Source organism: Pirellulales bacterium (genome assembly GCA_035499655.1).
GTDB lineage: Bacteria > Planctomycetota > Planctomycetia > Pirellulales > JADZDJ01 > DATJYL01.
Window position 1 is genome coordinate 16,829 of record DATJYL010000181.1, and the last position, 16,755, is coordinate 33,583.

Consider the following 16,755-nt stretch of genomic DNA (forward strand, 5'->3'; position numbering starts at 1 on the left):
TTCCGGATTTTGTGAAGTTTTCTCCGCTGGCGTCAGACAAGCATGCAAAACGGCAGGGTGGGAGAATGACCAATGAGGGTTTGGCAATTGGTCATTCGTGCTTGGTCATTCGTCATTTTGCAGCGACGGCTTTGGCGGCAGAGCTTTTTTTGGCCGACACCGGAATGAGCGAGCGATAATAATCGATCGAGCGGCGCAGCCCTTCTTCAAAATCGACTTTTGGTTCGTAGTGCAAATGCTTGCGGGCCTCAGAAATATCGGCCAGGCTTTCGCGAACGTCGCCGGGGCGTTCCTTATCATGCTTGGGCTTGACGCTGGTTCCCAGCAGCTTGTTGAGCTGCGCGATTAAATCCAGCAGCGTGACACGACGGCCCGTGGCCACGTTGAAAACACGGCCGGAAACTTGCTCCGCTTCGGCTTCGGCGGCGCGCAGATTGGCCTGCACGACATCGGCGACAAACACAAAATCGCGCGACTGCTTGCCGTCGCCGAAAATCGTGGGCGATTTTCCCGACAGCAGCGTGGTGATGAATTTCGGAATGACCGCCGAATATTCGCTATTGGGATCTTGCCGCGGACCAAACACGTTGAAATATCGCAAGGCGACCGTTTGCACTTCGCTAATCGCGGCAAACGACTGACAATAAAGTTCGCCGGCAAGCTTGGCGGCCGCGTAGGGCGAAATGGCCATCGGCAAATCGGTTTCTTGTTTGGTCGGCTTGGGCGCGTTGCCGTAAGCGCTGCTGGAGCCGGCATAAACAACCCTGCGCACTCCGGCTTTGCGGGCGGCATCTAACAGCGTAAGGGTGGCCGTGGCGCAGGCGGCGTGGGTTTCCAACGGCTTGGTGATGCTGCGCGGAACCGAAGCAATCGCCGCCTGGTGAAAAATGCAATCCATTCCCGAGACAGCCCGGGCCACGGCCACGGGATCGGTTAAATCAGCCTCCAAAAAGTCGATTTTATTGCGTGATTGCTCCAGGTTTTCCAACCGACCGGAGGAAAGGTTATCGAGCACGCGAACCTGCAAGCCGCGTTCGACAAGTGCATCGACAATGTGCGAACCAATGAAGCCGGCGCCGCCGGTCACAAGAACTTTACGCATACAAAGTGATTGGGTGTACAGTCAGGGGTAGGGGTATATTGCCAACGCTGTAGAGAATTCTACCTTACAACAACGGCGAGAAGCCAGACGCTACAGCTTGAAATGGAACGTGCGCTGTAGGAATCGCCATAAACGCCAGCCTAGCGAGTGCCAGGGACCGTCGATTTTAGCTTGCCCTTTTAGGCCTGTCAGGAAATTTAATTCGTCGTCTTCCAGTGGGGCGCGGGCTTCGTAAGCAACACTGGCCGGACGCAGGAGACCTGTTTCGTCGGGCTTGGTTTCAATACTGCCGCCGGTTTTGTTGGAAAGCGCCTTGGGAACCACCTTTAACGGTTCGTTCGAAATTTCGGTGATTTCGCTGCGGAAGGTAACGCCCTTCATTTCGTCGAGCATGATCTTCACATGTTGCCCCGGAAACACCTGATCAATATCGGACTGATCGACCACCAGCACGGCTTCAAATTTTCCGGGGTCGCCGATTTTGCAGAACAACGTGGAGGCCTTGAGCGTGGCGCCGATGTTTTGTTTCTCCAGCGGGGTGCCGTGCCAGTTGGGCAACTTGCCATCCGACGGCGAGTGGAGTGGCACGGACGGAGGCGGAATCACTATGCCCGCCCGATGTGCGACCAGGTGCAGGTGATCGACCTCGGTTTGTTTTTTCTTCAGTTGCTCTTCAATGGCCACCAGCGATTTTTGCACTTCGGGAATGGAATCGGCCGCCCTGCGATTTTCGTGTTCTTCCAATCGCAAGGCCTCCATTTGGGCCTCAAGCTGATTGCGTCGCCCAGTCAAATCGGCGATTGCCAATTCCAATTCGGAACTTTTTAAGTCGGCCAGCGGAGCGCCCGCCTGCACGGTGTCGCCCGGTTGGACATGCACAGTTTCGATCTCACCCGCCACGTCGACGTACACCGCATCGGCATTTTGCGGCTCGACTGTCAGATAACAAAATACATGATAGGGGAATGGCACAAACACAATGGCGGCCAGGACTCCCAGCACGATGGCCAGCGTGGCATAAAAGCGCGGCTTCTTCACTTCATTGATCCTTCCCGGTACGTAAAAAAATTTCCCCAAGCTCCACAATGGCCGACCGATCAAGCTGGCAATGGACGCCATTGCAATGATCTGGCCTATAATTTCCAAACGATAGGGTTGAAACACCCGAAACAGGAAAAACAAAATCGAAAACATGACCACCCAGGTGTAAATCGAGGAGGCCACGGTGTACAGCATGAACCAAAACTGATTACGCGTGGGCAGGAACGGATCCTCCGGTTGTTCCAGCCCCAGGCACCATTCGCCTAGTTTACGGTTGAGAATCGACGTGGCCTTCTGCCGCAAGTTGGGAATTTCCAGGACATCGGACAGAATGTAATAGCCATCGTACCGCAACAACGGATTGCCGTTGAACACCACCGTGCTGACCGAGCAGACAAACATGGTGCTTAAGCAGATGTTGTTCAGCAGTCCCGGCTCGCTGAACCACCAGATGAACGTAGCAATGGAAGCAATGCATACTTCCACGTACATGCCGGCGGCGCCGATGAACGCCCGATGCCATTTATTGGGCAGCATCCAGGAGTCGGAAACGTTGCAATACAAGCAGGGGGTGAGAACCAGGAACATCACGCCCAGCTCGTGACATTCGCCGCCGAAATGCTTGCACGACAACCCGTGGCCAAACTCGTGCAAAATTTTGGTGAATACCATCGCCGCGCCTAGCCAAATCCAATTGCTGGGACCGAAGAATTGGTGAAACCCAGGCAGCTTGGCGCGGAACGTGTCGAATTGCACCAGCACTAATGTCAAAGCTGAGGCCAACAGCAACAGGCAAAAGGACGCGGCTTGTTTGCTAAAGAACCAATCTACCTTCGGCTGCAGCCAATTAAAAAACCGTTCCGGATCGACTCCCTTCAAGCGAATGGCCAGCAAATTGGAAACGGTGCCCCAAAATTCGCGCTTTTTGCGCTCCCACCGCAGTTTGAGCAACTGCTTGCCTTGTCCCGGCACGGCAGCAATCACCAGGGCGCTTTGATGCAGCATGCCGATCAGACGGCCTAACTCCTCCAAGGTAATTTTCTGTGGGGCGAATTCCTTTTCGAACCGCTGCCGAAGGTCATCCAGGCTTGTCTTCCCATCAAGCCAATTCAACAGCGCGAATTCCTCCTCCTGAAAACGGAAGTAATTCAAGCCCACCGGGTCTTTCACGATCCAGTATTGCCGGCCCTGGTAGCGCTGGCGGGTCACCTGCAAATCGGGGCGTTTGCGAATGGCCAGCGGCCGTGCGGAAGAGGAAACAAGACTATCGGCAAGGGTGGGCATGGAAAATGATAAATGGCCAATGACCAAAATCCCAATGACCAATAATCGGCGAATATTCCCTAATTGGTCATTGGTGCTGGGTCATCCGTCATTTCAGTTGAAAGGTCATGGTGGCCGGCATGCCGGGTCGAAGCAGCCATTGTCCGTCTTCTTTGCGATTGTCGACTTCGGCCCGGACTTCGTATTCAAGCTCGCCTTGAACTTCGGGATCGACGAACACAATTCTGCCCGGGAATTGCACCTTGCGACCGCCGGCCAGTTCCACTTGCACTACAACTGAACGATCTGCAACGTCGCCAGGGCTGTATTTGGCAATATCTAGCCGGCCTTCCACTCGCAACCGATCCATTCGAATGACGCGGACCACGATGTCGCCGGGTTTGACCCACTCGCCCAAATGGGAATAAATTCTTTGGACTACGCCGTCAATGGGCGCGGCAATCTGCCGGCGCTTGATCGATTCGTCGGCCATTTCCACTTCGGCTTGTTTGGCTTCCGCGGTGAAGCCATCGACCGTGTGCTGCTTGCGCGCCTGTTCAATGGCCAAATCGGCCTTGTGCCAGGCAAATTCTTTTTCCTTCATTTCCACGTCCGAGACCGAGCCGGCGGCCTTTTTATTGGCTTCCTGATCGCGCAAGTATTCGTACTTGGCAACGTCGGATGTGGCGGCAGCGTACCGAATATCGATATCGCTGTTCGATTTTTCGGACGCTCCATTGAATTCGGCCAGTGCGTTTTTGCGTTGTTTTTGCGCTTGAATGTCATCGATTTGCGCCAGCAGCGCATTGAGAGGCACTTGATCTCCCTCGCGAACATTGATTTTTGTCAGCACACCCGCTTCTTGGGCAGGAACCTTGGCTTCTTCATCGAGCCTGACCTCGCAATGATCGACCGTGACGTTGGCCGATGACGCTGCGGCGCCGGCGGCGGGCGAATTAGCGGCCACGCTGGATGCCGGCGGATATTGGCCTGAAGCGATCGTGGTCGCGGCAGCGCAAATTACGAATAGAAAAATGGATGTTCGCATGGCACTTTCTCCGGGTAAATCCGCTGTTTTTCTCGGTGAGTCCGCTGCTTGGTCGCGGTCTAGTTTGGAATCGGTAGAAACGTCTGTCCCCAAACGCCTGCAGTTTTCTCAAACAAAACGGCTGGGGACAGCCGTCGCTGCATTTTCGCCTCACCAACGGAAAAGAATTTTCGATTGGATGAACTCAAATACATCGTGGAACCAAACGTAGCCCAAGCTGCGGCGGCCGCAATCGACTTTCGCCGACACGCCGGCACCTTTGATGAGCACTTCCGGGTTCAAATCGGCCTTGTTAATGGACACTAGCAACCTCACCGTATTGCCTTCCTCCCCCTCGACTTCGGCCTTTTGCTGAATTTCCTTGACCGTGCCGTGCAACCAGACGCCCGCCTTGGAATTGAGCATGTAGGTGACGTCCAAATCTTCCTTGTGCAATTCTTTTTCGGCATGTTTGATGTGCCCCATACGGTCTTCGGGCATTAGCACTTCCAACTCCCAATCCTTGGTAGGATCGACCACGGTCATCAGCACTTGCCCTTTTTCCACCGGGCGATTGTTCAGCAGGTCTTCCAACTTGAACGTGACCACTTTGCCGTCAATCGGACTGCGCACGGTGAGTTTTTTCTTTTCGTCTTCAAGCAATTCTCGTTGCTGCTGGTACTCGTTCCGGCTGGCACGGGCCATGGCCAGCTCGCCTTCGTTTTTGGCGCGGTCCTCGGCGGAAAGTTGTTCGTTGTAGCCTGCGTTTTCCAGCGCATGAATTTTGGCGTCGTTGGCCGCTTCCTTCCCAATCATATCGACCAGTTCCGAGTCGAGCTTGGTATTTTGCAATTCCACCAGGGGCTGATCGGCCTTAACGTCAGCACCAGACTTAACCAAAACCTGAAGGACCAGGCCGTCGACTTGAGCAAACACATCTCGCTTGACCACCGGCTCCAGCGTGCCTTTGCCGTGCAATTCAAATTCCTTCGGCACGAAAAAAAGCGAGGTGATGATGGCCACGACCGCCACCACGGCTGCCAACGTTTTAGGAAGCGTGCGGGCGGCTACGAGAAACCTGGACTTACCCAACGTGCGCCACACCGGCATTAGAAACAAACTGTTGTGCTCCATCGCGTTGGAAAGCGCCATGGAGCCGTGCTCGGCCACAACATCGATGCGGCGGCGCATGGCGGCTGGAATGCCGTCCGTATTGATCTGCTCGATAATCAGCGCGCCAATATATTCCGGCTTGTGCGGCGGCTGATTTTCCACCTCTTGCTCTTCTTTATCGTGTGGTTTGGCCAACGGCAGCACGACGACTGTTTTCGAATGCGATTCGTCCACGTAGGCTTCAACCGTTTCTTCCACTTGCGGCGCCAAATCACGGGTATCGCCGGTGTACCACAGCGGCTCGCCGGCTCGGACGACCACCGTCGCCAACTTCCCTAGCATGGTTACGGTGTTGGATCGCTTGTCGAACGTTTCCTGTCCGCTGACGGCTTCAATGCGACTGCGACGACCTTTGTGAATGGCCAGCGAAACACGGTCGCACTCAATAAGCCGCCGGCCTTCATTGGCCAGAGTGTACGCAGTGACTCGCGGCTCCAGGCTGCTATGCGCCAGCAGCGTAAATTGTTCCAGTTGCGTCCAAATGGCCTGGCGATCGGTATACAGCCGCAACTGGCGGGTTTTCAAAAAATCTTCCGCCAAATCGCACATCTGCATCAAAAACCGCAGATAGCCTCGCTCCACGGCCGGACGCCCGCCGGTGCGCTGGAAAATTTCGACCAGCCCACGGGTTTCCTGATCGCTTTTCAAAATCCCCAGGACCAGCAGCATGTCGGTGGGGTTGGCCGAATCGTCCTCGGCATTCACGTACTTAGGCTGCACAACTGCACCTTGTCCGCCGGTGAGAATTTTGCGCAGCAGCTTGCCGTGGCGTTGTTGCTCCTCTTGGCTTTCGTGCAACCGGGTTTCAGCCAGATTGACTTGGGCGCTGAGGGTCAAACGTCCTTCTTCGTCCAACGTCCACACAGCGCCGCCAATGGCAGCCAGCGCCGCCACCACCCGGTGCAAAAAACCCTCGTAAAATTCTTCGGGCGAAACTTCGGCCCGGGCCAACCCTTCGATCTCTTGCACCAAGCCGCGGATTTGCTGCCGCGTTTGATCGACCAGCTCGGGTTGATACGATTGTTCAGTACTCATTCGGCGCTGCCGCCAGGAGTCGTTGGTCAGAGTTTAACGGCACGAATGCATCCAAGGGCACATGAACCCACCTGGATGCCGCCGATCGCATTCGGCAGTCCGCCTTTTTTTAGTATCCGTTGGTTTGGCTGGAGACGCAAGGTCTTAAATGCCAATACAATCGGCACAATCGGCAGGCTATGGCAAACTACCGTGGGCCTGGAAACAATTACGGCCCGAACTGCCGGACAGATCGGGCCGAGAAGACGCTGTTTTTCGGAAGCTGCGGCAAATGGGTCTGGCCGCTGTCTGCGGGCGCTACCACACGACAGTGATGCCAGTATTGATGCCCTGCAGCACAATGTCGCCGTGATTGTTCACCTGCGTGCCGCCGTCGCTCGTCAGACCGAAGCTATTAAAGTCGTATTGATCAGGGGCCAGTGCCGCACGATCGATGAAATACACATTGTACCCGGCGTGGAAGCTCACTGAGGAGCCTAGCGGAATTACTCCTTGGATTCCCAGTTCGGTCACGTAAGCCACACGGGTTTTCGAGCCGCTGGCCGGGCCAATGAACTGATCGACAGGGTCAAACGCAATCTGGTTCTCATGCGCGGCATTGGCCATGACGCCGAATTTGGCGTCGAAATCGAAATCGAGGAGACCGAACATTTGCCACCGGCCCAAAATGCCGATTTGGCCGCCGTTCATGTTATTCAACGAATTGGCGTCGTAGAAGCCGTTTCCCGTGGCTAGCGAATTCGTTAAGTATTGCGCGTGTTCATCAATTTCCATGTAACGATATCCGGCGAGTATCTCGAAGCTGCCAAACGGAAAGATCAAGTTAAACTCGCCGGTTTGAATAGCACTGAGATATCGAAATGTCACGGCATCCACGTCGAAGAACCCGGCCGGGAACGCGCTGGAAAAACCGCCCAACTCGCCAGGCAGAACCAGGTCGGCGTTACCGGAGTTTGGACTTCCGACACTTTGCTGTGCGGCAAACGTGGCAATCTTTGTGTAGGTGCCCTGGTAGGTGATGCCGCTGGGCCCAATCAACTCCAAATGTGCACGGCCACCGTAATCCCAATCGAAAGTCACATCTCTGGAATTAAGGAGTGGCGTGAACGTGCCGTCGAAGTTATCGAATAACACAAGCGTCCGGCTGGTTCCGGCATTTCGCGTCATGGCCAAATTGTCGTAGCCGGCGTTCCAGCAGTAACCTAATTTTCCGGGAAACATGGACCCGTGGCACAGGCCACACAGCCAACCGAAACAACCGGGGCCACAATCCTGGCACTGATCGCCATCGCATTGGCACTGGCCATTTCCTTGGCTTGCATCCTGTGTACCTGCGCCGCCATTGCCCATGGGCATTCCTGCACCTTGCGGATTAGAACCCGGCGTCAACACGCTGGAAGGGGAGCCCATCCCGTTTTCCGCCCCGGCTTGATACGACGCCATGCGGTACGGGTTATTCGATGCAGTTCCCATCGGGAACTGTTGGTAATTAACGTCGGCATGGGCGCTCCCCTTGTAGTAAAGCAAACCGTTTTCGCAGGTCACGCCCGGCGGCAGTTTCATCGGAGGCGGCGAGGCCTTGGCGATTTGCCCCTGGGGACCATGATATTCTTTATCTTGCGGCGCCGATTGCGTCGGATTCGACGCCTGATTCGCCCCGCCGGACATCCCTGAATGATTTTGGCCAGCAGGCGGGTACATTCCCTGAGACATTGCATTGGGCCCGTAAGCGCCAGCATAACCCTGGCCAGATCCGGCATTGGTATACCCTGCGTTGTAGCCAGTGCCGGAATACATGCCATTGCCGGGCAAGCTCGGATACATTCCGCCAGCGGGCATTGCGCCGTAGTTATAACCAGCCGGCAGGACGGGATATCCGCCGCCGGTATTCGGGCCATACCCGTATCCATACGTGCCTGGCGGCATTCCGGGCTGCGCGTAGGCTGCCGGCGGCATCATCGGCTGAGCGTAACCGGCCTGAGACATCGACCCCGGGGCGTATGCTGCCTGTGGGTTTGGGCCGGTGCCATACATTGGGTACGGCTGAGGATACGACTGCGCACTGGCGATCGTCGCCATTAGGGCGGACAAAAATCCAACCAGAGCCAGAGGTAATCGTGTCATCGGTGATCTCCACCCCTTACAACGGGCAATGTGCCCGCTCCGCCATGCATTGGGCATGGGTTGGGCTTTCTAACTGGGACAGGAGGCACCGACAAAGCACTGCGGCAGCGCTCGGCGAGCCCCCTTATAACCGGTTTCATCGGAACAACCGGCCATTCAACTCAATTGGAAAATGTCATACCGACGTCAAAGACGGCAAAGTCAGGGTGTTTCAGGTATGTTTTGGGTAGCCTGGGAAAAGTTTGACAGCAAATCTGCATGGCCCTTGCTAGCTGTCCGGCCTGGTGCCTGGCACACAGTGGTTCGGGTAGAATGACCGAGTTAGGATGATTTCCTAAGCTGATTTGCCAGACTCTGTGGCAAAGCGGTCTGACTCTGCTTCAAGACACCAAATTATTCATCACTTCGACCGCACGCATGGGAGAATGCCGCTATGCCGTCTCATTCGAAAGCAGCTGATGTATTTGAATGCGAGTTCTTGCAACTTCGCGCCCAATTGCTCCAAGCGGCAGCACAGTTAGATCGGATCGACCGGGCTACCGGCACTGTGGCCAACGATCCGCGAATGCGCGGCGTCCATCAGGCGATCGAAGTTTTATCTGGCTCAGGTCCGCGCCGGGCGGAAAAGGTGCAGATGATTTTCTCCCGTCCCTACGACGCAGATTGGAAAGAAACGCTGGGAGTAGAATAAGCATAAACAACCGCTCCGCACTGCAACGCGATGAAACCTGCTCGGGACTTACTCACCACTCACTCCTTCACCTTTCCGCCGCCATGGATTACATCGACCCGCACATTCACATGGTTTCGCGGACGACCGACGACTACGAGTTGCTGGCCAAAATGGGCTGCGTCGGTTTGAGCGAGCCGGCGTTTTGGGCCGGGTTTGATCGGGGCAGCGTGGACGGGTTCCGCGATTATTTTCGGCAGCTCACGGAGTTCGAGCCCAAGCGGGCCGCCTGGTATGGCTTGGCGCATTTCACATGGTTGTGCATCAATGCCAAGGAGGCCGAGAACGTCAAGCTGGCCCGTGAGGTCATCGCTATGATTCCCGAGTATTTGTCACTGCCCGGCGTGCTGGGAATTGGCGAAATCGGCCTGAACAAAAACACCCGGAACGAAGCCATTGTATTTTTGGAACACGTGCAACTGGCCCAGCGGCTGGGGGAGCAAATCCTCATTCACACGCCGCACCTGGAAGATAAGTACCAAGGGACGCGGATGATTTTAGACATGCTGGCCGATTTTCCCCAGTTGGACACAGGCCGCGTGCTGGTCGATCACACCGAAGAACACACGATTCGCCTGGTGCTGGATCGCGGCTATTGGGCCGGCATGACGCTGTACCCGGTGAGTAAATGCACGCCGGATCGGGCTGTCGACATGGTCGAAATGCACGGGCCAGAGCGGCTACTGGTGAATTCCGCGGGCGATTGGGGACCGTCCAAGCCCACCGCCGTGCCCGATTTTATTTTGGCCATGCGGCGGCGCGGGCATGAAGAGTCGCTGGTCCGCCAGATTGTGTACGACAACCCGCTGCGGTTTTTCCGCCAGAGCCGGAATTTTTCGTTTGCGGAGCGGGAAACGAAACCTGAAACTGGCCCGCTTGATAACCGCCACCAAGATTCGCCAAACTCGCGCGAAAAAGTCGCCGCCAGCACACCGCGTTAAACCGGCAACGAACTAATCCGAGCCAGTCGTTTAAACAGTTGCGAAGAAATCATCCAGCACGGCGCTGGAACTGTCTGCATCGGCGTCATACATTCCGTGGAAGTGGCGCGACAAATACGTGCCGTCATCGTGGGAATCGGAAGCGAGCTGCAGCGACGCGGTGTCGTCATAACGGAGGGATCCGGCTGTTGACGCCGAGGAAACGAGATTGCTATCGGGATTCGTAAACTGATCCAACGAAGAAGCATCTCTGGAGATGGATGCACCGTCGTCCACATCAGTGTCAGCAGTTAAGGCTGAGCCCCCGTCTTCAGAATCGCTATAGGCCGTTGCTTTGGTTGGCGATTTGCCAAAAAAGTACCACGATCCATTGCTGCCACCGACGATCGTGCGGGTCATGGGCGACACAAAGGTTGAACCATTAAAGGATACCAAATCTCGAATTACGAGGTTGGCTAATGGCGTGCCGCGGCCCGAAGCCAAATCGTAGCCGGGGCCCGCCGCGTTTCCGGTTATTCCCAAATTATAGCCCTGGCCAGGAAATATCGTGCCATAAAAATTGTTATTGCCTATGGTAATATCGTGGAAATCGGCGCTGGGCAATTTATAGATGATGGATTGAACGTTGGCCAATGACGTCTTTCCTTGAAGTGCTCGGCCCTGATCAGCGATGGCAATCAATGCAGACCATTGAGGCGCGCCGGCGCTGGTGCCACCAATTTCTTCCCAGCCTCCAAACGCATAGGACGAGTACACCGCGTAGCCCGTAGCAGGATCGCCATCATAAGATACGTCCGGTGTTCCTCGTCCCGTGAGGCCAAGTCCTGCCTGATAGCTTGGCACATTCTCCGCAGGTATCGACAAAGAAAATGCACCAGTAAGAAGATCTTGCGTGAGTAGCCCGCTCTGCCCACCACCGCCCGCGCCGCTTAAATTATTCCAGACCGTTTCGCCGGAGTAATTGTTAGAAGGTGTTAAGATCAAAGAAGTGCCGCCGACGCTGAGAACATTGGGAGAAACCGAGGGATACGCGGCAGGCCCACCTGTATCGCCGGCCGAAAAGACGAAGGACACATTGGCATGACCGCTTGGCGTGGTGTAGACATTATCCCCTGCGCTTTCGGTCAACGTATATTCTTGTCCGCCGTAACTATTCGATACCACCACCACCCCGGCAACTTGCTTCGCATAATTAACGGCAATTTCGAGATTGCTAAGGCCCAAGAAAGGAAGGCTGTTGTCGGTTGCCTCGACTAATAAAATATTGGCCGCCGGAGCAATGGCATGTGCCCATTCCACGTCTAGAGCAATTTCTCCCGCCCAGTCGGTGTTGTTGGTTGGCAACAATGTCGAACCGTGCTCGTTGACAATTTTGAAACTCGGCGGAGCGGGCAAACCAAATGTGGTATCAAATGTGTTCAAATCGCTCACAATCGTTGGATTATTAAACGCGTCAACAATGGCAATGGTGGTTCCCTTGCCATTGGCCTGAATCCCACCTGGAAATGCAATGCTGTTAAACCCATAAGCTTGACGAATTTGAGTCGGGGTAAAGCCCTCGGGGGTGAGCGGAGCCAAATTGGGCTTTGCTGACGGAAGGATGACGATATCCGGCGTCGCCACGGGTTCGGTGGATACTGATGCAGCACTCAGCACTTGCCGAATTTCGAGGTGCTCAAACCGGCACAGCCGCCAGCGGTAAAAGCGCCGGCGTCCAACTCGGCCATTGGAAGTTGCCCCCGAAGTAGATGTGCTTGTGAAATGCGCCATGTTGCTCTCTGCTCTGGTAAGATGCCAATCAGATGTGCGCTGCCGCCCAACGACAAAGCCCCCCACGGCCCTAATCAAAATGCCAACCATTGGTTGTACTTACGATAATCTTCCAGGTCAACATTTTCCGTAGAGAATTCCAGGAGTGTCGATTTTCTATCTGCCAAATTGACGACGGCGACTCGCTCCGGCGTCAAGGCGCTGGGCTGATCTTAAGACGGTGCTGATCTCAAACAGACCACTACTGATTTCAAAAAAGCAAGTCAAAACGGAACTACTGGCAGTGGCCGGGGTTTGAAAAAGGGGAATTGGATGGAAGTCTGCGCAGGATGCAGTCGCCGGGTTGATGTGGGGTTCGAAATGCCCCTTTCAAACTTGGTTTTTGCCGGTTGGCCCTGGGTGGCATCCATCCAAACACACGGTTGCAATTAACTTGACATTGCTGCAAGTGTTGACGACACTAGAAGCTTATGCGTGGCCTCAGGGGCGCTACGCATCAGGCAACCGATTTGCAAACTTTGGTGAAAATAGCTTCGTGGGGTGGCTTTCTGCGCCTTGGATCGCGAAACCATCGGCAGCAAACATCACCGGAGTTGGAAGAGGCATTGGACCGCAAATCGCGGCTGGCGGCAGGCGCTTTAGATTCACCCCTTTGAAGTTTCCATCTTTCTCGACAGGCAGAAAACCATGCTCCCGGAACAGCGCGGTTTGTTGGCATCGTGGTTTAATCGTTTTCGCACTTCGCGGCGCGCTCGCCGCAAGGGCAGGGGCCGTCTACAAGGCTTCACGCGACTGGCTCAAGTCGAATCGCTTGAAGACCGCCGCCTGCTGACGAATACCGTCTTCGTTGACTTCGGCACGCGGCTTAACACAGTTACTATGCCTGAAGATACCGTTGGAAACGCAGGCGGCTGGGATACGTGGGGATATGTACCCCCGAACAATGGCGTCAATTGGGTGTTTGGGCCCGAATTTAACGTGGCAGGGAACCCAAACATTACCTACACGCCGTTAAGAACGCTGTTCGCCAACAAGGGGGTTAGTTTCAATCTGAGCCAGATGCAAACGGATTTCCCGTGGGAGTATCAAACCGGCACGCAAACGCCGTTGTCGCAATTGGACCTCCTGGAAGGTTCAATTATGAACATGCTTACGCAAATGTTTTTGCCGTTTAATATCACGGTGGAGGAAGTCACATCAACACATTTTGGTTCAGTCAACGTGACAGGGGCCGTGAACGATCCGGCAGATTTTTTAGGCGAAAATAATCCGCTATACGATCCGAATACGTACGATCCGACGGCGATGCCACCGACGATCAATCGCGGACCGCTTTTCAACCCCATGCAGACAAACCCTACCACGATGGCGCCTGACCAATATCAGGACGTGTACATTTTGGTGGGCGGCTTTACAATCGGCGGAACTCAAATTGGAAATAGCGCGTCGGATCCGGCGAATCCTGGAATTTTGGGCGTTTTTGGCGCAACCTCATACGATATCGACAGTGACACATTACAGCTTTCCACCAACCCTGCGCAGCGCTTCGTGGATCCCATGTATATGGATCCTAGCGACCCATCGGGCAACGGGCTTTTGCGATATTCGGACGGCGGAGTCGCGGTGAATGCCGACACCATCTTCGATCATTGGTTAGCGCAGCAAGCCAATCCGGCGGTCACTCCAATTAATTTGAATGTCACCATTGCGCAAGTTGCGGCTCAGGGTGCGGCAGAAACCTGGGGACTCTCTACGACCAGCGATGGACAGCCGAAGCCATGGAACTCGTTTTTCGATACGAACATCGACATGCTGAACAGTTCCGACGTCATGCGCCAGGGCCCCTACACGGGGAACGAATATCCGACTGATTTCAACATGCCGTTTTTCGAAAATTTCTATACGATGGTGGGCAGTTTGAACGAAGACCCAACGGATGTTCAAAATGCGTATGAACAGTTTGTAAATGATCCGGACATTGGGCCGAGCGTTTACGCGTACATTACGGGGACAGGAGCGTACGACAAAATCGATATCACCGCCGATGCCGCAGATCCTACTATGGCGGATGTCACGATATCGCCATACTCCGACGCTTCCTTTGCCGATTCGTCGTTCATTTCGTCGTTTGCATACGATGCCGCGAATCCCACTGGTTACATGACGAGCGCGGCTAGTCCATATAGCTACACGGTTGATCTTTCGAGCGGTATTTTACTGATTGATGCCGGAAACAATGCGGATCAAATTTCCATTGATCCCGCAATTTTTAACAATCTATTTGAGGTCTTTGTTTTTGGCGGAGAAGGTTTGACGAATGGACAAGTTGATAATTTGTCCATGGCCGGTGATGGTACGCAATCCGTCGCCGTAGCGCCGTCTAACATGAATCTGCAAACCTACAATTTCGCTATTAGTTACGAAACGGACATGGAGATTGTGGGGCCGACCTCCGTTACCCTCCTTGTGGCATCCGAGTTCGAAGACAATAGCACCATTCATCTGGAGAACTTCAACAGTCTGACCTACACCATGCCAGAATTCATGGGCGATGATTTCACGATCACAGGCCAAAACGGTTCGAATCTGGTTTTGCCGCCTTCCGTCGGAGAAACCGACATGGTGATCGACGGTACCGCAGGCCCGACAACCTTATCACCGATCCCGGTTGGTGTAAGTAACGTTGAATTTACAAACATCGGCACGGTAACCGTTCAAGACCCGCTTGGTGCGACAGACGACTCAGTCGCGATTGATTCAACTGCTGGCTATGCTGACGGACTGCAAAACCTGGCCATTATTCTCGGGCCAGGCAACGATTCGCTCACGATCAATGGCCCGATCGATTTAACGCCGGGTGTGATGGGGGGCACGCTCACCTACGACGGTGGCCCGGGAACCAACACTTTGACCGTCAGCGACGATACCAACTGGGCCTTGACCGACAGCAGCTTGACCGACGGACTGGGCAATACGATTCAGTTTATCGGGGGCGTCAGCATCGCCGACATCACCGGGGGAATCGATCCGCATACGTTTTCGGTCGAAAATTGGTCCGGCGATGCCTTCCTTACCGCATTGGCAGGCGGCGATACCTTCAATATCGGCGACACGGCCCCCGTGGTCGGCAACGTGAGCATTGATGCCAGCGGGTTCGTCGGCGACCTGTTCAACGTCAAAAGTTTCACGGGCACTGGGAATTTCGATTTCACCGGTAGTTTTGGTGCCAATGTTTTCAACGTCAACACCACCGACATCACTTTATCTTTGCCGGCTATCGGTTCCGGCTCGGCGTCGGGCTACGCCGGTTCGGCCGTCAACTTGGCGACCACCAGCGGCAGCAAAACCGCTAAGCTGAACAGCACTGCCGGACTGTTTGTCGGCGAGGCAGTTGTGGGGCCCGATATTGCCACCGGCACGACAATTGCCGCCATTGTCAACACCACGACGATTACGCTTTCGACGGTAGCCACCGGCAGCGGGGTTAATGCAACGCTTATTGGGACGATTGGCGCCAACATTGTGCCTGTAACCTATACCACAACCAGTGGCAGCACCGACGTTACCGTTTCTACCGTGGCGGGCATATCGGTTGGACAATCGATCGTCGGTACGAATATTCCCACAGGCACAACCATTAGTGGCATTAGCAATATGACGTTTGTCGGCGGCGATGGAGGCAATACGTTCAATATTACCGCTTGGAACGGAAACGGCTCGATCACCGGCGGCGCAGGAAATGACAACTTCTACATCGCCGCTTGGACCGGCACCGGTCCGTTAATTGGTGGCGCGGGGGATGATGATTTCGTCTTCGGCACGCTTTCGATTATTAGCCCGTCAGGCAATGGCAATATCGATGCCATTACTGATCCGCACACGATCATCGGCGGCAACGGCAACGACACGTTGACGCTGGACGATTCCGGCACCAACGGAGCCAAGAACTACACCATTGGCGCAACGTCGGTCAGCGACTCGTCCACGTTTGGCGGCGTCAATTTCGACAGCACGCTCGATAACATCGTGGTGATCGGCAGCCAGGGAGCCAACACGTTCCTCGTCACGCCCAACAGCAAGGCTGCCATCACGATTGATGGCCAGCTCCCCACGACAATTCCGGGAGACACTCTTAACGTTGATCTGACGGGCACCAAGGGAGCGAAACTAACGCCCAACGGACCATTCGGCGGCACCTTGACCTTTACGAGCGGTCAGAGACCAATCACGTATTCGAATATCGAAACCACGGTTCCAGATTTGACGCAAGTTGCCCAGCAACAGCAACAGAGTCAGCAGCAACAGCAAATGAATACTTTGCTGGGTGAACTCGAAAATGATCCGTTGCTCGTTGAAGCCGCCGACCCCGGCACCGCCAGCGCGCCTCTGGTGAAGCTGTACGACGTGAAAACGAATACCGTGTTGTTCAGCTTCGATGCTTACGAGACAACTTTCAAAGGCGGCGTCAGAGCGGAAATCGTGCCCGATGTCACCGGCGACGGCGTTCCTGACATCGTGGTTGCACCGGGTTCGGGACGGCTGGGCGAGG

At 54.9% G+C, this 16,755-nt stretch carries 9 protein-coding genes; 3 read left to right on the forward strand and 6 right to left on the reverse strand.

Annotation, left to right across the window (positions count from 1 at the left end; genetic code table 11):
- Positions 1–112 precede the first annotated feature (112 nt).
- The 5 genes from VMJ32_13005 to VMJ32_13025 form a co-directional block, all read right to left on the reverse strand.
- Entirely contained in the window at positions 113–1,102 is a 990-nt protein-coding gene (locus VMJ32_13005; protein HTQ39940.1) for an SDR family oxidoreductase, read from the reverse strand.
- A 90-nt stretch (positions 1,103–1,192) separates the two neighbouring features.
- On the reverse strand, positions 1,193–3,427 hold the full coding sequence (locus tag VMJ32_13010) for an efflux RND transporter periplasmic adaptor subunit (GenBank protein ID HTQ39941.1): 2,235 nt from the start codon (positions 3,425–3,427) through the stop codon (positions 1,193–1,195).
- 88 nt (positions 3,428–3,515) lie between these two features.
- Positions 3,516–4,454 carry an HlyD family efflux transporter periplasmic adaptor subunit gene (locus tag VMJ32_13015; GenBank protein ID HTQ39942.1) on the reverse strand — a complete coding sequence of 313 codons (939 nt, stop codon included), beginning with the start codon at positions 4,452–4,454 and terminating at the stop codon, positions 3,516–3,518.
- A gap of 150 nt (positions 4,455–4,604) precedes the next feature.
- Positions 4,605–6,641 carry an HlyD family efflux transporter periplasmic adaptor subunit gene (locus tag VMJ32_13020; GenBank protein ID HTQ39943.1) on the reverse strand — a complete coding sequence of 679 codons (2,037 nt, stop codon included), beginning with the start codon at positions 6,639–6,641 and terminating at the stop codon, positions 4,605–4,607.
- A gap of 297 nt (positions 6,642–6,938) precedes the next feature.
- Positions 6,939–8,765, reverse strand: a complete 1,827-nt coding sequence (locus tag VMJ32_13025) for a hypothetical protein (protein ID HTQ39944.1) — start codon at positions 8,763–8,765, stop codon at positions 6,939–6,941.
- A gap of 433 nt (positions 8,766–9,198) precedes the next feature.
- Between VMJ32_13025 and VMJ32_13030 the strand changes: the two genes are divergently transcribed.
- Together VMJ32_13030 and VMJ32_13035 are read left to right on the forward strand one after the other, a co-directional pair.
- On the forward strand, positions 9,199–9,456 hold the full coding sequence (locus VMJ32_13030; protein ID HTQ39945.1) for a hypothetical protein: 258 nt from the start codon (positions 9,199–9,201) through the stop codon (positions 9,454–9,456).
- A gap of 83 nt (positions 9,457–9,539) precedes the next feature.
- Complete coding sequence (locus tag VMJ32_13035; protein ID HTQ39946.1) at positions 9,540–10,436, forward strand: metal-dependent hydrolase; 897 nt, start codon at positions 9,540–9,542, stop codon at positions 10,434–10,436.
- 30 nt (positions 10,437–10,466) lie between these two features.
- Here VMJ32_13035 and VMJ32_13040 read toward each other — a convergent pair whose 3' ends face one another.
- Positions 10,467–12,296: a S53 family peptidase gene (locus tag VMJ32_13040; protein ID HTQ39947.1), complete on the reverse strand. Its 1,830-nt coding sequence runs from the start codon at positions 12,294–12,296 to the stop codon at positions 10,467–10,469.
- Between the two features lie 597 nt (positions 12,297–12,893).
- On the opposite strand from VMJ32_13040, the gene VMJ32_13045 reads away from it, so the two are divergent.
- Positions 12,894–16,755, forward strand: a 3,862-nt coding sequence (locus VMJ32_13045) for a hypothetical protein (protein HTQ39948.1), incomplete at its 3' end; no start/stop codon positions are given.